Below are 24,978 nucleotides of genomic sequence, written 5' to 3'. Positions count from 1 at the left end.
CTTGCACATTGGCTGATGCGGGACGCTGCTGGGGGCGCATCAGTGATCGTTTTCCTCCGACACATCGGTGTACGGAAGATACGAGCGGCGCTCCGGATCCACTCTCACCATGAGCATGCCGGCCGCGCCCACATGCCGGTTCGGGCCAAAGCGCATGGCCGGCAAACCATCAACGTCAAAGCCGCGCATCTGCTCGATGGCATGAACGAAGGTCTCGCGGTCGAGCCTGCGGCCACTGCGTTTGAGTGCCTCGACCAGGATCGCGACCGCGCCGAGCGCCAGGCGTTCTTGCACTGGCCGCGCGGCGCCGGGATAGGATAAGGCGGCCGGCGCGACCAGGCGCAGGCGGCGCGCCGCGTGCGGGGCCAACACGAACACCGTGCGGCCGGCCTGCATCGCCAGCGCATAAATGGGCACCGCCGCTACCTTGTGCGCAACCCCTGCCAGATGGGCGCCGTCACCCAGGGACAATACGGCAACTGCGCCATTGCCACGCGCGTGTACAGCGGCGAGCGGCACCAATGTGAAACCACGCGCCACGGCCCGCGCCTGTAAAGCCCGCACGGTATCGGGCTCGGTGCCGGCGGCGGCCGACAATGCCAGCGTTGCGCCTTTGGGCGCTGCGGCCAGTACCTGATCGAGCATGAAGCGCGCCTGCGCCGCGCTGCCCGGCAACAAGCCGAACGCGGCGGCGCCAGTGCCCGCATCAGGCGCGATCGATGGCGTGGCAGGCGGCACGTCCCTGCCCCAACCCAGCATCGCGAAGACGGCTGCGCCCGGATCAAGCTGCAGCACCAGGCGGCGGCCGTAGATGCCGCCAGCGCCATTGATTTGCGCGAAACACGCCTGCACGGCTGGTACCACGCTCGCATCGAGCCGCGCGCCGATCATCAGCGTATCGGAACCGATGCCGGGATCGGCATCAGCCTCGCTGCCGAGCACGTCGAGATAGGCCGACAGGTCGGCCAGCGCACCGGCATCGAAGCGGTAGCGCGGCATCAGCGGATGCAGTGCGCGTCCTGCGGAAAGACCGTCGTTGACGGCCAGCCGCAGTTCATCGAGGCCGGCCTTCTGCCCCGCAAAACGCTGCAAGGCAGGCGCCGCGACAGACCCTTCGCGGCGCCCTTCGCCGTGCCGGCCATGGCAGCGCGCGCAAGCGGCCGCACCGCTCTGGTACGCCAAACGTCCGCGTTCCACCGGCGCCTGTGCCCCGGCCCAGCCACTCAAGCCGAGCAGGCACACAGCCAGCACGGCGCGGCCAGGTTTCACGGCTGCGCGCCCAGCATCGGCACCACCGCCGCCACGATCTCGGCCGGCGCGCCCAGCGCCATCAGCTTTTTCCATTCACCGGTCCGCAAATTGCCGGCCAGCAGAATGGTGCTGTGATCATCGATCTGTTCGCCGTTGTAGCCGCCGAGCTTGTAGCGCACCCAATCGACGTTCTCCTTCTTGCCAGTCAGGAAAGTCCAGCCCGGCTTGATCTGGAAACGGTGCGCGAAATCGCGCAAGACGGCGGGCGTGTCGGTGCCGGGATCGACCGTGATCGACACCATGTGCACCTCGTGTCCGGCGCGCTCTCCCAGCAAGGCCTGGACCCGCGCCAGATTGGCTGTCATCGGCGTGCAAATGCCAGCACAGGTGGTGAACATGAAATTGATCAGCACCACCTTGTCCTTCAACATGTCGTCGTAAAAGCGCACCGCCCGCCCATCCTGCGTCAGCAGCGGCAAATTGGTGAAATACGTGCCCGCCATATCGCGCCCTGTCTTGACCGGCCCGGCCGCCTTTTGCGCCGCGCGCACGATCTCGGGCGCCGACGCCAGGCCTTCGAGCCGGGTCCAGCTGCCGACGCTGTCGTTGATCACCAATACCAGGCCGCTATGCTCGGCCGGCGCCGCGCCGCCCGCACCCAGCGCCGCCAGCAGCGAATCGACTTCCGGCTTGCGGCCAGTGACAAAGTGCCAGCCCGGCCCGGCGTCGAAGCGCTGGGCAAACGCCTTCAGGCGGGCCGGCACATCGACCGCCGGGTCGATACTGATCGAAATGAGGGCAATATCGCTCCCGACCCGCGCGCCCAGGCTCTTTTGTACCTCGCGCATCGTGGCTGCCTGGGTCGGGCAAATCATGGTGCAACTGGTGAAAATGAAATTGACGATCACGGTCTTGTCCTTGACCAGGTCGCGCTGGAACGCCACCTGGCGCCCATCCTGATCGAGCAAGGATGCTTCCGGCACCGCCTTCGGCGCCGCGTGCGCCATCAGCGCACAGCACCACAATACCCCCATGCACAGCCACTGTGCGTTCATGCATTTACCCATCGTTGCCTCCAAAAGTCTGAATCCGGCCAGCGCTGTTCGCGCCGGTAATAGTGAGCGCGCTGCACCAGGTAATCGGCATACATGCTGCTGATCCGATCCGCGTAGGCCGGCATGGCGCTGGCGTCGCCGCCGAGGGCGGCAGCGAGCGCGCCGGCAGCGGCCAGTCCCTGCTCGAGCGCGCTCACGATGCCCTGCGACGACAGCGGGTCGACACTGGCGGCAGCGTCGCCCACGGCCAGCCAGCCGGCGCCGGCCGCTTGCGCCAGGCAGGCGCTGTAGGCCGGCACGATGGCAGCCGCTGCTTCGGCCTGGCCGCCGTGCTGTACCAGGCGGGCATGCGTCAGCGGCGCACTGTCCGGCCGGGGCGGCCCGGCCAGCGCGCGGCGCGTGTGCCGGCCCGCGTCGGTCATGTACGCCAGCACCAGGCGTGCCTCTGGCAGCGGCGCCGAGTACCACCAGCCATCGCGTTCGGCTTCGATCAGCGTACGGCATTGCACCTTGTTGCCGGCGCCATGATAGGTGACGACCCCGACCAGGTGATCAAGCGGACGGCGCGCGCTGCCGCAGCGCCGCGCCACCGTCGCGCGGCGCCCGGTCGCGTCGACCACGAAGCGCGTGTGCCAGTCCAGCGGACCGTCGGGGCCCGCCAGCCGCAAACGCCAGCCGCCAGCCGCGCGCGCAAGCTGTTCCAGCCGGGTCGCGCCATGCAGCATCGCGCCGCACAACTGCGCCTGCCTGCGCAGGGTGGCGTCGAAGCGGCCGCGCTCCAGATGCCAGCCATTGCCGTAGGGGCTGAACAGGAAGTCGCGTCCAGCCGCCTCCGGTGTGCCCCAGGCCGACATATTGCCCAGCGATTCCAGATGGCCATCGGCGAGGAACGCATCGAACACGCCAAGGCGCTCGAGCGCGACCCGGATGCCCGGACCGACCGATTCGCCAACCGCCAGCCGCGGCCCGGTGTCGCGCTCGGCCAGCAGCACGCGATGCCCTGCGCGCGCCAGCAACAGCGCCACGGCCGCGCCGGCCGGCCCGGCGCCAATCACCGCCACATCGGCGTCACAGGGCGCCATCAATGCGGCGTTCCCATGCCCCAGATGCGGTGCGGCCGCCCCTCCTTGCCCTTGGACAGGTAGTTGGTCGACACCTTGCCCGCATTCGGCACCACCGGTAGCTGCGCCTTGGCGGCCAGACGCACGCTGCGCGCCATCGCGCCCACCGGACAGCCCATCCCGATCCACTGCACGATGATGCTCTTGTAGCTGGCGCCACCGGTATTTGCCGGGATCGCCTGGAACGCGGTCGCCATCGCGCCGTTGCCGGCGAGCATGCTGGTCACCAACGGACTGTTGAGTGGATCGTAGCGCCGCACCCAGCCGTTGCGTTCGCACGCCAGCGCGCGCATCAGGGCGTCGTTGTCCTCCAGGGCGAACCATTCCTGGATCGACATCGATACCAGTGGCGCGTCCTTGGCGGCGGGATCGGCGCCAAGCGGATCCGGGCCTTCCAGCTTGACCCGGTGTCCGCTGACGCCCATTTGGCGCTCACGCATGAAATTGATGGTCGAGTGCATGCAATGCGCAATATCGGTGTCCACCGGCGGCGTCTGCCCGAGATACAGGATATAGTCCTGCCACAGCTTTTGCTCCGCGGCCGAGAACACGTGGTACATCGGCCCGTTAAAACTGATCAGCTGGAGGATGGTGCTGTGCTCCAGATCCCCCGGCACGACCAGGCCGGCCTTCTGCATTTCTTGCAGCAGGCCGAACGGGTCGAGCATCCAGTCGTTGATCAGGTTCGGCCCGAGCATTTTTTCGCGGTGGGCGCGGCTGGCATACGGCGCCTTGGCCTGGATCATCGCCACCACGCGGTCTTCCGGCGTTGGCGGGCTGGTGCTGGCGTTGGCCATGTCGTCGCCCAGCGTTCCCAGCGTGCCGAACGCCACATACCCGGTCCAGATGCGTTTCCAGACCTGCTGCATGGCCGCTTCGCCTTCCGACTCGCGCACCTGGTCGAGGTACATCTCGACGCAAGCCTTGGCGATGGCCCCGTGGCCGGCACTGGCATTGTCGATCCCCAGATGCAGCGCGTAATACAGGGGATTGATGCCCAGCGCTTTCATCTGGTCGACAGAGCTGAGCAGGCCGATCGCACTCCATTCCAGGTACAAGGTCATGCCCAGCAGTTCCGGCATGAATTCATCGCCGAACTGCGAGATCGCCAGCAGGAACACGGGCTGCGTAAAAGCCGAATCGTACAGGTCCGGATTGTCCGCATACTCGCGCGTATGCAAGTCCGGCAGGTAGATGTTCAAGCTCTTGAGCAAGTCGGTGTAGACGTTGGCGTGGTTCTGTTCCACGTTGCCGTCGCCCATCTCGTCCATGCGGATGCTGAACATCATGGAATCGATCGAGCCGATCGGGCCGTCCGGCGTGATGCCGCGCAGCCAGGCGCCATCGAGCTGGTTGAATGGCGCCATCTGGAAGATGCTGTTGATGACGCTTGCGCGGCTGTTGCTCAGGTAACTCTGGTGCGCGGTGCTGCTCTGCGCGACCAGGTACTGCTGCCGGGCTGAACTGAGGCTGGCGTCGCGCACGAAATTGTCGTAGATCAGGTCGAGGCGCGCGTCGAAGCTATCCTTCGTAAAAGGAAAGAACTTCCAGACTTCGTCATGATCTGCCAGTTCCTGATTTTGCCAGGCTTTCTCGAGAAATTCGCCCACCAGGCTGTGCGCGCGCGGCAGGAAATCGCCGTACGACGCGATATTCATCAGGTAGTAGAAGAAGTCGCGCATCGTGCTGCCAAAGTAAGGCGAGCGCTCCGTCTCGATCATCACGCGTTGTCCGTCGACCTGCTTTTGCACGACGAAACCCAGGTCTTTCCAATGTTCGACCATGGCATTGTCGATGTCGGGCGGCGCGGTCGGCAAGCCGCGCGCCCAAGGAACGCGCTTGGCCAGCACTGACGACAAGGGTTCCTTGTTGATCCCGTCGTCCGATGCCACTCCGGCATCCAGCGTCCCGACCGGCACCACGTCGTCCGGACGCTGGGCCGGCCACCAATAGGTGTTGCACTCCGAGAAATCGGCCTGCCATGGCAAGGCCATGTGCATGGTCAGGCCGCCCGGCGGCGTGGCCGGGTTAATGCGGTACAGGCCAGCCCAGGTACTCGCCTCACGCGAAAAATAGGTCATTTCAATGCCGGGATAGAAGGCGCCGCCGACGCACGGTTCGAGCGCGGCGCGGTCAAGCGCGGCCGGTTGTTGCGCCACGGGCAAGGACGACAGCGGCGGCGCCGCGGCTGGCTCGCCCTGCCAGTCGGCGATGAAGTCGCCTTCGGCCCAGCGTTTCATCTTGGCGTATTGCACCGGGCTGAGCGTGAGCCAGGTGACATACACGCCGCTGAGCGGCAGCGGCGTGTTCAGCGACGCGTCGGCCAGCATGGTCGCCTCGCCGCCATCGCCCGACATCTGGGGCATGAACCTGTCGTTCGCGTAGCGCAGGGTTTCCGGCGTATCTTGTGCATCCACATTGGCGGCGACCAGGTTGGGCGGACGCAGGCGGCCGAACACATGGCCGCGCGCATCGCGGAAAGGCTCCTCGTTGCTGTTCGACGCCAGCGCCAGGAACACCGGATTGCTCGCGCCCATGAACGAACCCTGGGCCGTGTCGCTGCCATGGCCCCGATTCGCGGTCTTGTTCAGCCAGGTGAAGGTGTCGAGCCGCTTCAGGATCGGATACACGTCCCGCATGAACGACACCGCGTCGCTCTGCGAGGCGGCGCCCACCGCTTCGCGCGCAATATCGTACAGCGTGGTCAGGGTTTCGGCCGCTGGCACGAACTTGGGCACGGCGCACAGCACCCAGGCCTGGTCCTTCAGCGTCACGCTGGTGCCGTCATGCAGCACCACGGTGGCGCTGACCGGGCCATCGGAGACATCGTCATACCAGTAATCGTTATTGGCAAAGGCGCTGCCCACGTTCAGCAAGCCGATCGGATTGTTCGGAATCAGCGAGCCCGATTTGCCGGCGCCGCCCAATACCAGCAAGCGGCCATCGCTATCGGTGCGCAATTCGCCCAGCGGCACCTCGACCTTGGGCGACTGCGCCACCGGCTTGATCACTTCGCCCGGCGTCCAATACTGCGTTTGCAGCGGCGGCGCTTGATTGTGCAGCACGTCCGATGCCTTGATGTTCATGTAGCCGTCACGGCTGCCTCGCACCCAGTCCGGATCGGCGCCGCCCGGGGCCGGCATCAACACCGTGTAAGGCAACGGCCCGATGGTGCCGCCGTCGAACCTGACCCGCACGGCGGGATCGGTGCCGCCGATCGAACGCGGGCCCGGGTCGATCACCAGCCGTTCGCGCTCGGGCGAACCGGCCGGGATTTGCTGGTTGCGCAGCGGCGCAGCGTCCGGGTCCTTTTCATAAAAATCGGGATACTGGCTCTGCCAGAAGCGTCCCAGGAACATATTGTTGACCGCCTTGCGGTTGGCCAGGTGCACGGTCCAGGTGATGCTGGCGTCGGCCGCCGTCAATTCGCGGATCGGCTGGTCGTTGGCGTCATAGGCGTAAATGCGAAAGCGCGCGGCCTGGCGCTTGATGCGTCCATCGGCATCCTTGTAGCCGCCGGGCGGATCGACCACCTCGCCGGGCGACTCCGGGCCGCAATAGTAGCCGTCCGGGCTGTTGCCGACGCGGGCGATGCCCAGGCCGGGGTGGATGCGGCAATAGGCAATCGCCGGCCCGGCTGCGGGGCTGCTGGTGCTCCTGGGATCTCGATGTGCGCTCACGCGGCTCTCCTGTTGCGACTCGGTTGTGGTGGTTGGTTCATTCGATGGCAGTCAAGACCAGCCGGGCCGGATCGGCCCAGCGCAGGCCCAGCGAGGGGGCCTGGAAATGCATGAAGTACAGGCCCGGCGCGGGCGCGGCGAAGTCGACGCTGTAGGCCCCGTTGCCCTGGGCGCTGGCCAGCAAACGCGTTTGCGAGATGCCGGACGCGTCGAAAATGAGCACTTCGAGGTCGCCCGCCGGCGCCAGCCTGGCCGGCTCGCCGGCGGCGCCTACGCGCAGCCGCAGGCGCTGGGTGCGGCCCGCGGTCAGCGCGCCCTGCCCCGGTTCGAGCGCCACCGCCAGCTGGCGCGCCGGCCGGACCCCGTCCGCAGCGGCGATATCGAGCGCGAAACAGTGCAGCACGCGCGGCTGGTCCAGGTACATCACCAGCTGGTAGGCGCCGGCTGGCGGAAGCCGGGTGTCGACCCGGTACTGTCCGGGGTCGCGCTCTTGCAGGCTGCGATCGACCACCATCAGCGCGCGCGGCGTGCGGCCGTAATTGCGGAACGCGCCGAGCGGCGCGGCCATGCCTTCCTTGTAATAGTAGATGCTGCGGTCGGCCGGATTGGCCAGCAACATGGCGTCGCCATTGGGCGCCGCCGCCATCACGCCGGCCAGGCTGCTGCGCTGGCCGGGCGCCAGCTGGCCGCCGGCGAAACTGGCTACCTTGATCGCTTCGCCGCTGCGCCCCAGGCCGTCGAGCGCGACCATGTGAACCTCGGGCCCGCCCTGGCGGTGGATGTATGCCATGCGCCCGGAAAAAGCCAGCTGGTCCGGGCCGTTGCCGATCTGGGCGCTCTGGACGATCTGGTTGCTGGCGGTGTCGAGCACTTGCAGTTCGCCGGTCTGACCGTTGAGAACCAGCCCCAGCCGGCCCCCGGGCACGAAACCGAGTTCGTTCACGCCGGGCGCACCGGCCAGGCGTGCGGCCACGCGCCCGCCGCTGTCGAGGGCGACGATGCTGCCGTCGCCGCTATCGGCCACATAGACCAGCCGCGCAGCGCCCGACCAGGCCAGCGCCACCGGCGCCGGCCCGGTCGCGACCACCGCGCGCTGGCGCAGCGCCAAGGCATCGATCACGGTCACGCTGCCGGCGCCCCGGTTGCTGACGAAGGCGACCGCGCCATCGTCGCTGAAGGCAATCTCGTGCGGGCCTGCCCCCGTGTCGATGCGCGCGGCCAGCGTGCCGTCGGTGCTGTCGAGCACGGCGACACCGCCGGCGCTAGCGACCCAGACGCGGCCCCCGCGGCCGGGCTGGCGCGCCAGGCGCGCCGGCTGCGCGCCGACCTGCGTGTTGGCGAGCACTTTCCAGCTGCGCGTATCGACCAGCGCCACCGCGCCAGCCTCCGGCATCGAGACCAGCACCCGCTCGCCCTCTTGCAGCCAGTCGGCCCCGGGCGCCTTCAATTCGACCAGTGCCAGCAACTTCGAGCCGCCAAACCCGCTGAGCGGATTGATCACCGAGATCGATGGCTCCGCATTCAGGGCCAGCACGTAATAGGCGTTCAGGTCGAGCGCCGGGGTGTCGAACCAGTTGCCGCCGACGAAGTGCGAGGCTTTGCGCCGGCACTCGCCGACGTCGCCGGCGCTGCCCGGGCGCTGCCGGTCCAGCCACGCGGCCGGCCGCGCACCGCGCAGCGGCGCTCCCTGGCTATCGAGCAGGCGCAAGGTGAAGCCGACATCGGCGCCGTCGCGCAAGGCGCCCGACGCGCTCAGTTGCACACGCACGCCCTCGGGCTCGATCTGGCCCAGCGGCACCGGCTGGGCCAGCAGTGCGCCCGACAGCAGGCAGGCGGCCGCCAGCAGCATCGCGCGGCGCCCCATTATTTCAGCGCGCCGCGACGGCGCGGCGACGAGCGCAACGTGGCCGCGGACCGCGTCAACGGCGGGCTTGATGCGGCTGGCGCGGCCCCATAACGGGCCTGGCCGCCGAAAGGCGAGGCCACCAGCACGGTGTCGGGCAGCGCGGCGCTGGCGCTGTAGGTCCAGCGCCCTTGAGGATCGACCGGCACCCTGGCCTGCCAGCCGTTCGTGTCGCTCAAGGTCAGGCTGCTGGTGCGTACCCGTTCGCCCGGCGCGGCAGCCGGGCGCACCGTGACCGTTCCGCTGATCTGGTAGCCGGCCCCGCTCGGCCGGACGGGGTCGATGGCGATGGTGTCGGGCAGGATGGCGCCGGCAGCGCCCGGCGCGACCCGGAACAAGCCCCACAATCCCGCCTGGTACTGGGCGGCGGTGGCGCTGCGGTACACATAATCGCCCGCCGTCTTGAAGTGCCCGCCGGCCTGGGGAATAACGATATCGAAGTGCGAGGTCGGGCCAACCCCGGTCGTGGCACCGGTCACGGCCGACTGCGGGTTGTGGCCGATTCTGGTCGAGCGGTCGAGATACGGCTGCTCCTGCCACTGGTGTCCGCTCAACTCGAACACTTGCTGGTTGTCGCCGATCCCGGGCGCGTGCAACACGCGAAACCGGACCGGCATGCCGGCCGGGGCGCGGAAGACCGGTGTCACCGGATCGCCTCCCGTCAGCGCGTTCGAGACGGCGCCGCTGGTGTCGATTGCCGAGTACGAGATGAAGCCCATATTTGCCAGATCGGTGGCTTGCAAGTCATACCAGGAAGCCGGTGGCGCCGTGCCGGCTTTTAACCCGGCTGCGGCGTTCACCCCGTAGCGATAGAAAAACGGTTCGCTGCGGTAGTTAAAGGCCGACAGCGGCATGCCCGCGTCGTACAGCGGATTGCCATTGAGTTCCATCGAGATATCGTTCTGGAACATCAGCGTGAAATCGCGGAACACGCCACCGTCGGCGGCGAACACGGTGGCCGAGGTGCGGGTGCCGGGGTCTTCCACCCAGGTCGCGCCCTTCGGCTCGATGACGATCGCGCCGAACAGGCCGCGGTAGGCCTGCATCAAGGGGTCGGCCGGCTGCAGATTGACGGCGCCAAATTCGACCGGCGTTGCGCGCAGATCGCCGTCGGCACCGCGTTCGAGGGTGCCGGCGTACCAGAGATAGTCGCGGAAAGGCACGGCGCAACCGCTGCACGCCGGGTCCCGCGGCGGCACCGTCTGCACCGGGTTGTTGCCCACGTTGGCGCCGTTCGACGAGGTAATGTCAAAGGCCAGCAGTTGCGGATGCAGGCCCACGCTGGAGGAGGTGCTCATCATAATGTCGGCATAGCCAGCCGAATAGGCGGTGGTGCCGTCCGGCCGGCTCGCCGATTCTTTCTTTTTAAACACACTGTCATCGCCATTGACGCGATTGCTCAGGCGCACCTTGATCCAGTCGCCGGCGGCAGCGCGCAACACCAGCGGTTCGAGCGCCGCGCCCGGGCGCAGGCGCCCGCCGTCGAGAAGATCCTCGTCGCGCACATAGACGATGGCGTTGGGATCGTTCAACGGATGGCTGCTATCGTAGGTGTTTGGTCCGACATTGATGCCGCGCTCGTTGTAGGCGAGCGTGCCCTTCTCGCCGAGCAGCTGCTTGACCGTCAGCGCCGAGACATTGAACTGGCGCAGGCAAGGCAGGCCCAGGCTGCAATCGTCCTTGAGATCGCGCGGCAGCCCGGTGGCCAGCGCCGGCGGTGGTGTCAAGTTGCCCGGCAATGGCGCCAGATCCGGCGTCGCCTTGCGGTAGGCGCGCAACAAGCCCCAGGCGCCGTTGGTCAAGCCTTCATAGGAAGCGCTTGGATTGTACAAATAATCGGCGCCGTGCTCGCCCGCAGTGCGCGGCACGGTGAACAAGGCTTCGAAGTGCTCGGACAAGATCATGAACTGGCTGTTGCGAAACCCGGAATTCGGATCGAACGGCGCATGCTGCCACTTCAGGCCGTGCATGGTGAAGTCGTGCATCGACGTGTGCGAGCCGACCAGCATGCGGATCTGGACCGGGTCGTCCTCGTAGGCGCGCAACAACGGCGTATACGGATCGGCCGGGTTCATGCCGGCACTGATCGGCCGGCGCGGGAATCTCAAGCAGTCGCCCGTGCACGCGGGATCGATCCTGGCGCCGCCAACCGGTTGGCTGCTCATCGTGGCATCACTGCGCGGGATCGAGCGCAACACATGGGCCAGATCGGTTTCCACCCCACCCGTGATGGGCGTGACGGGCGAAGGGGCCACGCGGTGCGGCAGCGGCTCGCCCCGGTAATTCATCGACACGATGCCAGGGCCGAAGTCGCTGATCAGAAACGGCTTCGGGCTCGCTGGCGGGCTGGCGGGCGGGCAGCCCGGACAATTTATCGCATGCACCGTGTCGGCCCAGCCGCGGTATTCGGCGCCTGGCGCCAAGGGCTTGCATTGGAAAAATGCTGGAACCTGACCCGGGTAGCAATCGGGCTGCGCGCGGCTGCCCGGCCCGTACGCCAGTTGCAAGTCGCCCCAGGCCAGCGCGAATTCGCGGTAGGCGCGCTGCCCGCCCTTGGGCAGGATGTTGGCCGCATAGCTGGTTGGTCCGCCGTCGGCGCGCCGGCCCGGTCCGCCGGGTGCGCTATTCATCGGACTGCCGTCCAGCATGGTCCAGGTCGAGCCGGCCGGTTCGATCAGCAGGCCGCCGTACAGGCCGGTCATCTGGTGGGTCGACGGTCCGAAATGGTCGTGCGTGAACACGGTCATGAAGGTGCGGTCGGTGCCGCTGCGGTCGAGCAAGGGATCGACCCACCAGCGTTGCACGGTGGCCTGGGCTCCCAGCCATTGGCGCTGGGCTGGCGGCACGTTACCGCAGTCGGGCCTGGCGTCGGCGGCGGCGCGCGGACCGCAGCCCAGCGCGGCGATCGCCTTGGAGCGCAGCAAGCGCGGTTTGCCGCCGCCGTACGGCAGCAGTCCGCCGGCCTGGTTGATGCCGTCGATCCGGCCGCGCACCTCTTCCGGGCTGAAGGTGCCGTCTTCATAGTTAAAGCCGTTGGCCGCGCCATCGGAGGCCAGCACGTCGAATTTGACCAGGTGGATATGCTGGCCGATGATGTCGGTCGGCGTGCGCACCTGGAAATCGTCCAGCTCGTAGTAGGCCGGCACCAGATTGGTGTGCCAGTATTCGACGACGTCGTCGCTGTGGGCGCGGAAGAACAGCGGCTCGGGCGGTTTTTCGCCGCTCAGGATATCTTTCACGTCCCCCCACAAGGCCATCATGCGCTGTTGCGGGTAGTGCCAGCCCTTCTTGTTGAACACGGCATCGACCTGCAAGCTGGCGCCGCGGTAGTGGCGAACCTTGCCATCCACGCCGAGGCCGGGGTTGGCGAACGGCGCGCCCGGCGCCGGCGGCAAGCCATTCATCTTGAAGCGCCCGGCCGTGCCGTCCGGCAGGAAGGTGGCGATGGTTTTTTGCGCATGGGCCGCCATCGCGGCCTTCTCCGCCGGCGTGCCGTCCTCGGGCAATTCGACGGCCTGGGTCCAGCCCAGGTCCTTGCTGAAATCGAGGGTGGTGTGCGCTTCATGCTTCACCTTGGCCTGGGTAATCAGGTGGCGCGGCAAGCCGCCGTCGAGCACTTCCTTGCCGTCGACCGCGAAGTCCATTGGCGGATGGGGTGGGCGGTGGCCAGCGCGGCCGGGCACGAAAAACGGGTAGCCGGGGTTGCCGCCGCCTTCACCCAGTTTCACCTGGCCATTGCTGATCTCGACCGGGGCCGGCCACGGCGCCATCGGCCGGGTTGGCAAGGGCAGCACGGCCGGAATCGGGGTGCCGCGCAGGATTTCCGGGTCCGGCAAGGCGCGCGCCCCCGGGGTCGGGCGCCCGTCGGTCAGCGGCGTGCCCGCCTCGAACACGTCGTGGACCCGGAACAAGGCCCACATGCCGGAAGCGAAATGGGGATAGAAGTGGCAATGGAAGATCGAGTCGCCGGCAGTCAGGTTGCGGTTGCCGCTGCCGTCGTAGACCAGGTCCAGTGTGAACGACGCGCCCGGTCCGATGGCCTGGCTGTCCAGGTAGGCGCTGACGTCGCTGCCCGCGCTTTGCAGCCACTGGTGGGCGTGGTGATGGTGCACGTGGTGCACGGCGGCGCCCGCGTGCAGGATGCGAAAGCGCGCGCGGTCGCCCAGGTAGCTGTGATACACGTTCGACGGATCGTCCGGGAAATAGGCTTTGCTGGCACGGGCTGCGGCCGGTTTGCCTGGCTCGCACGGCGGCTTCAACGAGTTGGGCAACGTTTTTGCGTACTCTTCCAGCTGCCCGGTGGTGCACGGGCTGTTGGCCGGCACATCGACCACCATCGAGGGATCGCCGCCCACCCACGACGAGAGGAAGAACTCCTCGAATTTGCATTCGTCGCAATCGGCGCCCGGGCCGAGCTTCATGCGGTTGGCCAGGATTTCGGCCGCAATGCCGGCCGCGCCGTAGTTGATCGCGAAACTGTCGGCGCCGGCGTTGAGCGTCGTGCTCGAGAGGTTCTTCGTTTGCGAGAACCAGGGGAAGGCCTGCACCACATCTTGCGACTCGTGGTAATGGACCGTCACTTCGCGGTAGGGCGCGCCCTGGTCCGGCAGGGCTGGATTAGCGGGCGCGCCGGCCGGCGGCGGGAAGAAGCGCCCGTGCTTCGGTCCGGTGATCACCGCCGTCAAGTCGCTGTGCACGAGCCGGTTTTTACTGTCGAGCATCTTCAGCACGGGCGTGCCGGCGCGTGGATGGCCGGCCGGATACAGCGCGTCGTAATTGATGATCGGCAGCTTGCTGTTGGGCGCGTGGCCCTGGGTGGCCAGGCGCATATCCTCTTCGCTGACCTGGCTGCGGTACCATTCGGCGTTCTTCGGTTGGACATTGACCGCCCCGAACAAGCCCATGGTCAGCTGGTCGGTGCCAAAACCGTTGAAATCGCCGGCAGTGCTGTAGAGCAGGAACGAGCCCTCTTCCGGCGCGTAAAGATGATACGTGGTGCGATGTCCCGGTGCAACCAGCGGGCCGCCGTCGGCCGGGTTCGGATTTTGGCCGGCATTGATGCCGTCATCGCCGATGCCCTTGACGGCTTGTAAGCCAGCAACGTGGATCGAGGCCGCGCGGGTCAATGGCTGCAGATCGTGCGCCGCACCCACCAGCAAATTGTCAAATTCGATGGTGAGGCAATCGCCTGCATTGACGCGCAACACAATCGGCCTTGGCCGCTTGTCTTTGCGCAACATCACATTGCCGGGAACCAGCCCGGCGCTGGCATCCTTGACGACGACATCGCTGCGCAAGGCGTAGATCATGCCGCCAGGGCGGGCGGCACCCAAGCGGTTGATCATCATCGGCTGGTCGATCGCCACGACCGCTGCCGTCACGGTGCGGGGACAGGAAGCGGGTGCCGCCTGGGCCGCGCAAGCCACCGACAGACCGACTGCCCAGATAGTGCCGAATTTGCTCAATTTGCCCACGAGACGCTCCTTTTGGCGATGTCATCCCAGCGCGAACGTTGCGGAGCATTACTTGGTGCGATGGCGCCCAGGCAGGCCGGCAACGATGTTTTTGCTACCTATCAGACAACATCAACAACCGTCCAGCCCGGCCGAGTGCCCGCGAATGCGCGGGCGCGCACACGGCAGGCAAAGAAAAACTTGCTTCCGACCAATATGGTTTTGTTGATTTTTGCAAGATAATTTACAAATGGCGAAATCGAGAATGCGGCAGTTCCATGGCCGTGGCAAGTTATTATTGACAACAGAGTGCGCAAAACAACGCTATCAAAAAAATAAGGAAGAGGCGGCCATTTGTGATTTCAACGGCGTTTTTTGGGTATATATTTGCAGGCAGCATTTCACAAGTTTTACCCACCGCGATGCGCGTCTCGCATCGATCCCGTCTTGGCTCCACCGTCCCAGTTGCGCAGCGAAACCGGCTTCCCGGTAGCGCCGGCGCCGCTCGTTCGACCACTTGAGGAGAATGAAGATGTCCGCATCAACCGCACCATCCCATCCCTACCGCGTCGGCCAATGGCTGCCTTCGGACCAGCGCATTCTCGACGCCTGGATCGGCAAGCGCCTGGCGCAGGCCACGGCCAACCCGGTCCCGCTGTTGCCCATCATGGAAGAATTCAAGCAACTGATCGAAGGCGACGCCACCATCTACATGCTGTTTCACCAGATGCTCAGTGAGGTGCCGCACTCCAAGCGCTTTCGCCACAATCCGGCCGGCGGCCCGCAAGTGCGCTCCTACCATGTCATGTTGCAGATGATTAATGCGATCCTCACCGAGGCCCCGGAATTCAACACGAGCGGCCTGGTGGGCTTTCCGATCAACGCCATCCTGGACTGGTCGATGGACACGCCGGGCGGCTTTGCCGCCTTCCTGAACGAGAAGGTCAACCGCCAATTCAAGCGCGTCCTCAACGAATGGGCGCGCTTCCTGGGCTCGGCCGATTCGCGCTACATCCTCAATGACGATCCGTGCACCGGCTGGCTGGGCACCGCCGCGATGGCCGCGATGCCCGATTTCGCCGAGCACTTCGTGTGCGACCCGAGCGCGCCGTATTATGGCTTCACGTCCTGGGATGACTTCTTCACCCGTCAATTTCGCGAGGGCCAGCGCCCGGTCGCCGCGCCCGACGACGATAGCGTCATCACCAACGCCTGCGAATCGGCGCCGTACCGGCTTGCCTGCGGCGTCAGGCAGATCGACCGCTTCTGGATCAAGGCCCAGCCGTATTCGCTGACCCATATGCTCGATGGCGATAGCCGGGTTGCCCAGTTCGACGGCGGCACGGTCTACCAGGCCTTCCTGGACGCACTGAGCTACCACCGCTGGCACAGCCCGGTGAATGGGCGCATCGTCAAGGCGGTCGTGATCGACGGCACCTATTATTCGGAAACGCCGGCCGAGGGCGAGGATGACTCGGGCCCGAATGATTCGCAGGCCTACATCACCGAAGTGGCCACGCGGGCACTGGTGTTCATCGAAGCGGACAACCCGGCCATCGGCCTGATGTGCTTCATGGCGGTCGGCATGGCCGAGGTATCAACCTGCCAGATCACGGTGTACGAAGGGCAGCAGGTGCGCAAGGGCCAGCAACTGGGTATGTTCCACTTCGGCGGCTCGACCCATTGCCTGATTTTCCGTCCCGGCGTTGAGCTCGACTTCAACCTGGACGGCAACCGCCCCGGCCTGCATTCGACAAGCATTCCGATCAATTCCCAGATTGCACGCGTCAAATAGCGGCCGATAGCAATCGACGGCGGGGCCGACGCCGGTTGGTCCCGCTTGCCAACGATCCCGCGCCGATTGACGGACAGCAGCGCTCGGGCCGCCCCGCCACCACGGCCGGCATTGCCGTCCTCGCCGCCGGCCCTGCCTCGCGGCGCCATGTCGCAATGACCTTATGTGAAGGCGAGCGCCTCAGACCCCACTGCTCGCAAGCCATTTTCCCAGGCCGCCTGGCCAATCGTGCCGGGCTTCAAAATCAAGTGCATGAACTGGTGAGTGTTCAGCGTCACCACTTGGTGCGGATCTCCGATCGGCCACCGCCGTCCTGCCGGCGCCGCCACGCACCCACGCTTGCGCCCGCTCACGCGTTTGCCATCCGTTCGACCCTACAATCGACGACGAATCGCATCGCGCAGCTGGGAATTGCCAGGCGAAACGCATGTCGAAACATAGCACTCGCGTCATCGGCGACCTGCACTCGCAGGCCACGCGCACAGCGGGTTTTACACGTACCCGTTCGGGAAAAACCTTGCCAGCCATCGCCCCGGCGCATTGGCGTGGCGACCTTGCATTGCGATAGGAGGCGATATGGCTGACCTGCACCTGACAACCATCGAGAGTCACAGAAACGTCGAGATGGCCAACGATGACCACATTTTCTTGCACGGGAAGATCGACGATAACTGCCATGTGGCCCTCCAAAGCCGGCGCGGGAATGTCATCATCTCAGGCAAGATAGACAACAACTGCACGGTGACCTTGATCGCCGCGGGCGACGTGCGGATTGGCACGGAAGGAGAAAGCGGCGCGCGAAAGATCGATAATAACTGCACGGTACAGGTCGAAGCCGGCGGCGCGATCTCGGTGGGGGACGTGATCAATAACCACTGCAACGTAAAGCTCGACGCGCGCGGCGATGTCACTGTCGCCCGAGACGTTGACGACAACAGCCGCGTTGTCATTGAGTCGGGTGGCGCGGTGTCGATCGGGGGCAAGATCGATAATAACAGCGTGCTCGAGCTCAGGGCCGTGGCCGACGTGTCGATCGGCGGCAAGATAGACAACAACTGCAACGCGACCATCGACACGCTTCGAGGAGGCATTACGGCTGCGGGGAAGATCGACGAGAACACCGTCGTTTTCCTGAATGCCGCGCGCGACATCCTGATCGGGGTGACCGGCGGCTCTGGGGACCGTCACATCAACAACGCCTGCCACGTGTTTGCCAGGTCGGGGGGCGAGATCCGGGTGGGAGACAAGCTTGGCGACAACTGTATGATCGAGTTTCGCGCGTGCGGCCCGATCACCATCGAGAGTGTGGTCGAGCGCGGCTGTCGGGCTTTCTTTGAAACCCGCGAAGGCAACAACATCACGGTGCGCAAGCTGCGCGACAACAACACGGAAGTGACCTTCTGGGGCGGACGGCTCGTCGAACGGGAGCCCCGCCATGAAAGCCCGATGGTGCGCAATGAACGATGGGTCGACGCGCCATTGTTCTGCCGTGGGACCGAGGTCAGCGGCGAGTGGTGGCAAAACTGGGGCTGGAAGTACGGCTATGTCGCCCACGAAAAATTCATTCCAGATACTCTCGAAGCGCTGGTCGCATATGTCGCTTCGCTATCCCCCAACCAGAAAACCAAGGCCGTCGGTGGAGGCTGGTCGTTCACCGATGCCGCGCTGCCTTTCGATACCGCTGCGGCCATTGACAACGTGTCGATGGAGAAGCGCGGCATCGGCGGCAAGCAGCCGGTACGCCGGCTACTGGAAGGCGCGCCGGACAGCTATCGGGAGGTTCCCTTCGACAATCATCCGAACACCGTGGTGCGCGACCGCATCGTGTCGACCAGCTGGAATCAGGACCGGCTCACACACGAGGTGCGCAGCGGATTCACCCTGCCAGCCGGCAGGCCCAATGCGTCGATCATCGATACGCGTCGCCTCGCCTCGTCGTTGCAGTCCGGGCTCAGCGCGCTGCTATCGAGCCACGCCCGGGCCAGCGCGGCCGCGGGCCGGCACTTTTTTCACGTCGAGGCGGGCATCACCATGTCGGATCTCAACCTGCTGCTCGATCACCAAAAGCCCCGACTCGCCATCCAGGCAAGTGGCGGGTCCCCGGGCGCCACCCTGGCCGGCACGTTGTCGACCGCGACGCATGGCGGCGAGTTCAAGTGGCCCTTGCTCATGGATCGCGTGAAGGCGATCCATCTGGTCGGCCCGGGCGGCGTGGAGTGGTGGATCGAGGGCAGCGAGACGATCGCAGAACAGTCCGCACTCGCGGCGGTCTACCCCAACATCGATTCCGCCCACTTCATCGCCGGCGCCTGGACCCATTCCGAATGCGGGCAGACGTACATCGCCGAAGACGTATTGCGCGCCGTCACCGTGTCGATGGGCACCATGGGCGTGATTTACTCCGTTGTGCTGGAGGTGGTGCCGGCTTACGCCATTCAGCAAAAGGTCAAGCGCATCGACACCTGGCACCAGCTGCTGAACGCAGCGCAAGTGAAAGACGGTCAACTACGGGCCCGCAACGGAGCGGCGAATCGACGGTTATTGGATTTCCTCCTGGACGGCGCGCGCAACGGTACGGGCATTGCGCGCAGGGAGAACGTCTATGTCGACCTCGCGCTCAATCCGATCACGCAGCAATGCTGGATCATCAACCGCCGCGTGATCGCGGGACTGCCCAGGGAGCCGAACGAGCTGAACGTGTCGATCGGGCAGTACGAAAAATCGTTTCGCAGGGAAATGACCAATCACGAAGCGAGTATTTTCCGCCTCGTCAACGACGAGATGCTTGCGCGTATCATGGATTTTTTGAACTACGGACGCAGTGTCACGGATATACCGAACGACATCCCCCAGTTGGGACGACTGCTGACCTTTCTCCTGGAGCGGCCGCCGTTGTTGGCCACCGCGCTGTCGACGGTCAATGCTCAGCTGGTTTTGAATGAGCTGCATCGCGGCGAGGAGAGCCGCAAGCGGGCCTTCCTGGGCGATCTCCTCACGGGTCTGTTGAATACATTGATGGGGACGGTGGCGAAGGACGTGTCCGACCTGACCGGCCTGAGCTACAAGGTCGGTGCGATCGGTTGGACCGACGAAGGGTTGCCGGGCAAAGGGGTGGAGATTGCCCTGCCCGCCGACATCGCGTTCAGTTTTCTGCAGTCGGAGATCATCGACCGGCTGGCGCGACCCGCAGCCGCTCCGCTGCTCGGCTACGTTTCAATCCGCGTTTGCCCTCCGACCCAGGCCTTGATGGGGATGCAACAGTTCGGAAATTTCTCAGTGATGATCGAGCCCGTCGGATTCCGCACGCCCGCATCCCTGGGGCTGTTCCGGGAGATCCTGGACGCCCTTGCCGACTGGAACAGCCGCTTCAATGCCGGCGGCATGCTCCATTGGGGGCTTGAGAACGACACGCTGGACCGCGCGCGCTTCGAACAAAGCGCGGTGACGCGCCCTACCGGGCAGGGACGCATGTCTCGAAACTGGTCGCGTTCAAGGCCATCCGGGCCATGCTGCGCGGAAGTCACCCTGCTGTTTTCGACAACTATTTCGTCAAGCGGCTGGGACTGGACGACTATCCGGAGCTGGCTTTGCCAATCGCAAGAACTAGACAACCCCCGAAGATCAAGAAAGATTCCCGCAGCCTCCATCAGTTCATCAGCTGAGCTACAGCCGGTCTCCTCCAATACCATCTTCACGGTCCCGTGATCGTTTAGCGCCGAGAACGCAGCGCCGGCCAGCAGTGCCTTGTATGCTGGCGGCAATGAGGCGACCGCTTTGTCGAACCACGCCGCAGCACGATGCAATTTATTTTCTTGGCTCATCATGTCTTTCCTCCTCGGCAGCGGCACGATGCGGGACGCCGGGAAATTCCGTCGTTCGTCCAACAATGCGACAGAACCCTGAAGGGTGCTGCTTGACGCGGCGCGGGGGCGCCGCCTGCTTGCCTTACGGCTTGCTCAAATTAACCGTATCGAGGTTGAACTGATAGATGCCGTAGGCGTTCGCGGGCACATAAATGTCTTTGCCGAGTACGCTGACCTGAGCGCCCCAGTTGGCGGTCGGGAAAAATGCCTGGGCGAACGGGGCCGCGGTACTCACGTCATACAGCAGGAAACCATAGCCGGCCTGTACCAGCACCTTGCCCGGACCGGCATCATGCAGCATCGGGTAGAAGGGCACATCGAGCGTGGCTTTGCGGGTCAGCGACTGGCTGCCCACCTCGATGACCGCCAGCGCGTTCTTGCCGGTCCCATTCTCGGCAAGGGCCAGCACCAGGTTCTTGCCCTCGATGCTCAGGTCGCGCGCGTACTGCCCTCCCAGCGCCTGGGATGCTTGCAGATATGCCAGATTGTCACGCACGATCAGCATATTGACCGAGTTTGTCACGGTCTTGTCGCCCCAGGACTCGTCCACTGTATACATGACGTCGCCAACGACGGCCATCACCCGACCCGGCACGTTGATGGCACTGCCCAGTTTGGGGGCGCTGGCGTTCGATACGTCGAGCGCCTTGACGAAGTATTTCGCCTGCGCCTGGCCGCTGCCCGTAACTGCCTCGGCTTGCTTGTAATTGACCCACACCGCGTTGCCGCTCTTGACCAGGCCGACGGCCTGTTCATTCTCGGCCATGGCGATTTTTGGCAGCAGCACAGGTTGCGCAGGCTTGCTCAAGTCGAGCACGTGCAGCGTGTAGCTGGAGGAATAATATCCGTAAGGCAGCGAACTCATGGCCAGAGCGGCAGCAGGCTGCGGTCCGCGCAACAGGATCGGTGTTACCTGGGTGGCAAATACCAGGGCATTGCCCACCACGGTGGCATCGGGCGTGCCGTACCAGCCACCGCACGGCCCGATCATGGGGCAGATGGCTTGACCCATCATCGGATAGATGTTGGTCTGCGCCAGCTCTGTGGTGGTGAGCGAACCGAGCCGCACCGGCTTGGCGGCATCGGCCAGGTCGTAGGTGGTGATGGTGGTGTTCACGGTGCCATCGTTTCCGCCGGCGCTGGACACGACGACCAGCTTCTCGGCCACGTTGTAGAGCTTGGCGTTGCTCGGTACCGTGATGCTGGACAAGGGCGCGGCGCCATCCGGATCGGCCAGCGGTACCAGTTCCACCTGATCGGTGCGGGCCGCAGTGCTTGACCACCACTGATTGTCGTTGACGTGATAACGCACGTCGACATTCTTGAACAGCACCAACTGACCATAGTTCGGCGCCAGGGGCAGGCGGCCCTTGACTTGCGGCGAGTCGGCATTGACGATGCTGAACAGGGACAGCTCGCTGTCGGACAGATTGGCCGCCAGGTTATTGGCCGTATCGCCCATGAAACTGCGCCGCACTTCCGTGTCCTGTTTCATGATGCCGCGCCGGGTGACGGTGCTGGCGGAGAAGGTGAAGATCTGTACGCCGGCGCTGTTTTCCCGGGTGTTGGCATTGAAGCCGGTAAAGGGCAGCAGAATCAGACCGGTTTCGCGCGTCTTGCCATCGGGAGCGATGGCGTTCGCGGCGTTTTCCAGCACGGTGAATGCGCGGTCATCCCAGTTGGCCTGGGACCAGCTGTTGGCCAGATCGACGTCGGCGCGCATCAGCAGCGGCTTGGTGTTCTTCAGGTCGGTCACATCGTACAGGCTGATGGCCAGGCTGCGCCGGTCATTCTCGTCGTTGTGGCCCACCCCGATCAAGCGCGTCTGGTTTTGCACCGGCACGAAGAAATCGTTCCAGCCAGAGACGATAAACTCGCTCTCTTCCTTCATGGTACCGTCAGGCGTGATCGAAAACGCGTGGAACGGGTCTTTGCGCAAATAGGTCACGAAGAATGCCTTGTCGGCGAAGAAGGAGGTGCCGAACAACTGCTGGCCGGCGCCGAAGGTGTCGTGGTCGATGGGCTTCGGACGCCCGATGTCGGCCATATTGAAGGTTTCGACATGATTCACATTGGCGCCGGAGGACCACCAGTTGCCGGACACGACGCGCAGCACGTCGCCGTGCATGTGCATATTGGTCTTCTTCTGCACCACGCCGCTGACGCCCACATCGGCGCCCTGGACCATCACGCCATCCGGGCTGGAGATATCGATCAGCGCCACCCGCGAGCCGCTCTGGCGACCCAGGTCGTCGGCCGCGCGCGCAACCATCAGGCGATCGCCCGAGGCTTGGACCGCGTGCACATTGCCGCCCAGCTGCAGGGTCGATTTGCTGATCAGCTGACCCTGTTCGTTGATGCTGTAGCTCAGGACGTGCGTCTTGCTCACTGCCGGGTAATACAAGGATGACGTAGCAGGCACGACATCCATCGGCATCACCGAGGCGGTGTAGTCGCTGGCAGCGACGTACAAGGCATTCTTGCCGGCGCCGCTGGTCAGGCGCGAGGTGTCAATGTTGCCAGGCACGCGCGCCGCGGCCAGAATTTTCGGGGCCGACAGATCGGCAATATCGACCGTGATCACGGCGCCGCCGCTGAACTGATCGAGCGATTCGGCACCCCCCTTGGCGATGCGCTTGTACTCGGTCCAGTTATTGAGCAAGATGTACACGCGGTTGCCCACCCGGTACATTTCCACCGGCTCGCCATTGATGGCGGCACGGCCCATAACGCGCGGACTCGCCGTGTTGCTGATATCGATGATCTGCAGGCCGCGGAAGCGGTTCAGGCTAAGAATGGATTTGCCGTTCTCCAGCATGCGGAAAATGTCGCCCTCCTGCACGGTGCGGGTGGGCGCAGCGGCGACGGGCACGGCGGCGGGCGGGACAGCGGAGTCGGCGACGGTCAGCCTGAGCGTGCCGTCCAGGCCGAGGGTGGGCTGGTTGGCGCCGCTGTCGGCCGAAACGAAACTGGTGCGCCCGCTCAACACTGCGGGAGGAGGCGGGACCGGTTCCGGCGTTGGCTGGGGAGCGCTGGTGCCGCCGCACGCGCTCAAGAACAGCGCGAGGCAGAGTGTCACTCCGGCAGGCAGGTGCTTACTAGATAGTCGTTGCATGGCATTGTCCTGTTGGGTATTTGGAGAAAATAAATACTGGCAGGACATTATGGCGAATAAATACAATCAATCTGTCGTGGAATTGTACAGGTTCAATCGCGTTGTTGAACGAACGACGGATTTTCCTTGGCTCACTGTTTTACTCGACGGCCGTTGGCGTACATTGCATATGGTAAAGATCGCACCTATCGTCGTGTTTTAGCAAGGTAAATCCACACCGCCGAAAAAAGACCATACGCTTCTCACCTTCGCATGTCACATCAATCGATCTGCCTAATGGTACGGCTGCCTTGGCCTCTTCGATGATCTGTGTGCCAATGCCCATCTCGTTATACACAACTCAGGCACCTTCCTCCCGTAGTGCCTGCAATGTTTGAGCTGCGGTCATCACTTGGTCCAATCCTCGCCAGATGGTCTTGACGCCGGGCTCGCCATCGCTTTTGCGGGCAAGGAAGCCACCAATCTGGGCAATCAGGCGGACGACCTCGTTCAAGCGCGGTGATTGCGTCGGCTTTGGCGTCTTCGACAGCAAATAAGTACCGCGAATTTCGTCAGCCGAGAAGAACAGCGTAGCATCAAGGTCAGGGCAATTTCTTCCAAGGCGCATCAAGTAGGTGATCCGCCAAGCTACGACCATGAACAGCGCCAGGGCTCGCTCGACCCGATCAATCGCCCCCAGTTGCAGGGTTTCCACTTCGCAGCCATTTTTCAACACATGGAAATATAGGCAAGTCGGCCGGAGGAACTGCCCCTCCGGCCTCTCACAGAACGGTGCGTGAACCTCTCAATTCACACCGCTCCCATCAAGCAAACCCTCCAACCATTCCTTTCTGCCAATGTACGAAGAGGTGCGGCTGTTTCGTCGCCAGTTGATCGAGAAACATACAAGCCCGCGTCTTGTGATGTTTAAACCTGCGATACTTCTTCCTCGCCCAAGCCACCAACGTCATGTTGAAATGCCTGAACACGGGATACATCGCCGAGCGGCAGAATTTTCCGTAATACTGTAACCAGCCCCGCAGGACCGGGTTGTAAGACCGGGCAATATCGGCCAAGCTCAGATCCGTAAGATTCCGGAAATTTCGCTTGCGTGTCGTTTGACGCATTGCTTTGACCGCCTTGTTGCTGACCGCCGGAGTGAAGCTTACAAACATGATATTTCGTTTGCTGTTCTTCGCCAACCTTGGCCTGAATGTGTATCCGAGGAAATCGAACTGGGTCACCGGATATTTCTTCTTGCGATCTCTATCTTTGCAATACACGATCTTGGTCTTGTCCGGATGCATTTGAAGCTGACATTGCGCGAACCTCGCATCGAGCGCCGCCATCAGGGCCAGTGCTTCTTGTTCGGTCCTGCAATGTGCCAGTCCATCATCCGCATACCGACACCAGGGAACGCCTGGATAATGTTTGTTCATCCAGACATCGAATGTATAGTGCAGGAACAGGTTGGCTAACACTGGACTGATCACGCCGCCTTGCGGTGTGCCTCGGTTTCGCTCCACCAAAGTTCCATCCGCCATTTGCAGCGGTGCCGTCAGCCAGCGTTTGATATACAGCATGGCCCATTCGCACTCCACATCCTTTTCGAGGGCCTTCAGTAACAGCGAGTGATCCCCCTGTGTCAGGATAGATGTCGCGTGATTTAATTCATAAAAACCGCACCGGGGGCGGAGTAAAGACATGTTGTGAATCGTTATCCCGCAGAGCGCAAGGAATCCATTTTAAGGCAGATGATGCCG

The 24,978-nt window shown here is 64.3% G+C and carries 10 protein-coding genes and 1 pseudogene; 2 read left to right on the top strand and 9 right to left on the bottom strand.

The window, feature by feature from the left end; genetic code table 11:
* Nucleotides 1-39: 39 nt before the first annotated feature.
* The 6 genes from F2P44_RS29425 to F2P44_RS29400 are packed head-to-tail and all read right to left on the bottom strand — an operon-like array spanning nt 40 to nt 14,484.
* Complete coding sequence (locus tag F2P44_RS29425) at nt 40-1,269, bottom strand: cytochrome c/ABC transporter substrate-binding protein (protein ID WP_167092753.1); 1,230 nt, start codon at nt 1,267-1,269, stop codon at nt 40-42.
* Nucleotides 1,266-2,306 (bottom strand): SCO family protein, encoded by a 1,041-nt coding sequence (locus tag F2P44_RS29420; RefSeq protein ID WP_223165121.1) that lies wholly within the window; start codon nt 2,304-2,306, stop codon nt 1,266-1,268. Before F2P44_RS29420 ends, F2P44_RS29425 begins: the two co-directional genes overlap by 4 nt.
* Nucleotides 2,303-3,388: an NAD(P)/FAD-dependent oxidoreductase gene (locus F2P44_RS29415; RefSeq protein ID WP_229423825.1), complete on the bottom strand. Its 1,086-nt coding sequence runs from the start codon at nt 3,386-3,388 to the stop codon at nt 2,303-2,305. The genes F2P44_RS29420 and F2P44_RS29415 overlap by 4 nt, the downstream gene beginning before the upstream one ends.
* Complete coding sequence (locus F2P44_RS29410) at nt 3,388-7,107, bottom strand: LodA/GoxA family CTQ-dependent oxidase (protein ID WP_167092745.1); 3,720 nt, start codon at nt 7,105-7,107, stop codon at nt 3,388-3,390. Before F2P44_RS29410 ends, F2P44_RS29415 begins: the two co-directional genes overlap by 1 nt.
* 37 nt (nt 7,108-7,144) lie before the next feature.
* Complete coding sequence (locus F2P44_RS29405; protein WP_167092742.1) at nt 7,145-8,971, bottom strand: YncE family protein; 1,827 nt, start codon at nt 8,969-8,971, stop codon at nt 7,145-7,147.
* Nucleotides 8,971-14,484: a copper oxidase gene (locus F2P44_RS29400; RefSeq protein WP_167092739.1), complete on the bottom strand. Its 5,514-nt coding sequence runs from the start codon at nt 14,482-14,484 to the stop codon at nt 8,971-8,973. The genes F2P44_RS29405 and F2P44_RS29400 overlap by 1 nt, the downstream gene beginning before the upstream one ends.
* 511 nt (nt 14,485-14,995) lie before the next feature.
* Between F2P44_RS29400 and F2P44_RS29395 the strand changes: the two genes are divergently transcribed.
* Together F2P44_RS29395 and F2P44_RS29390 are read left to right on the top strand one after the other, a co-directional pair.
* Nucleotides 14,996-16,258: a phosphatidylserine decarboxylase family protein gene (locus F2P44_RS29395; RefSeq protein WP_167092736.1), complete on the top strand. Its 1,263-nt coding sequence runs from the start codon at nt 14,996-14,998 to the stop codon at nt 16,256-16,258.
* Between the two features lie 576 nt (nt 16,259-16,834).
* Nucleotides 16,835-19,963, top strand: coding sequence for a hypothetical protein (locus tag F2P44_RS29390; protein WP_167092733.1), 3,129 nt, complete (start codon nt 16,835-16,837; stop codon nt 19,961-19,963).
* A 240-nt stretch (nt 19,964-20,203) separates the two neighbouring features.
* Here the strand turns inward: F2P44_RS29390 and F2P44_RS29385 are convergent, their stop codons facing one another.
* The 3 genes and pseudogenes from F2P44_RS29385 to F2P44_RS29375 all read right to left on the bottom strand — a co-directional run bounded on the left by F2P44_RS29385 (nt 20,204) and on the right by F2P44_RS29375 (nt 24,921).
* A complete protein-coding gene (locus tag F2P44_RS29385; RefSeq protein ID WP_167092730.1) occupies nt 20,204-23,236 on the bottom strand; it encodes a beta-propeller domain-containing protein in 3,033 nt (1,010 codons plus the stop codon).
* 340 nt (nt 23,237-23,576) lie between these two features.
* Nucleotides 23,577-23,960 (bottom strand): annotated as a pseudogene (locus F2P44_RS29380) (IS4 family transposase); the annotation flags it as partial.
* Nucleotides 23,961-24,039: 79 nt separating this feature from the next.
* The gene (locus tag F2P44_RS29375) at nt 24,040-24,921 is read right to left on the bottom strand and encodes a reverse transcriptase domain-containing protein (protein ID WP_167092696.1); all 882 of its coding nucleotides are present in this window, start codon (nt 24,919-24,921) and stop codon (nt 24,040-24,042) included.
* Nucleotides 24,922-24,978 lie beyond the last annotated feature (57 nt).

Source organism: Massilia frigida (genome assembly GCF_011682175.1).
GTDB lineage: Bacteria > Pseudomonadota > Gammaproteobacteria > Burkholderiales > Burkholderiaceae_D > Telluria_A > Telluria_A frigida.
The sequence above is the reverse complement of the archived record's forward strand: the minus strand, read 5'-3'. Positions and strand labels throughout refer to the sequence as shown.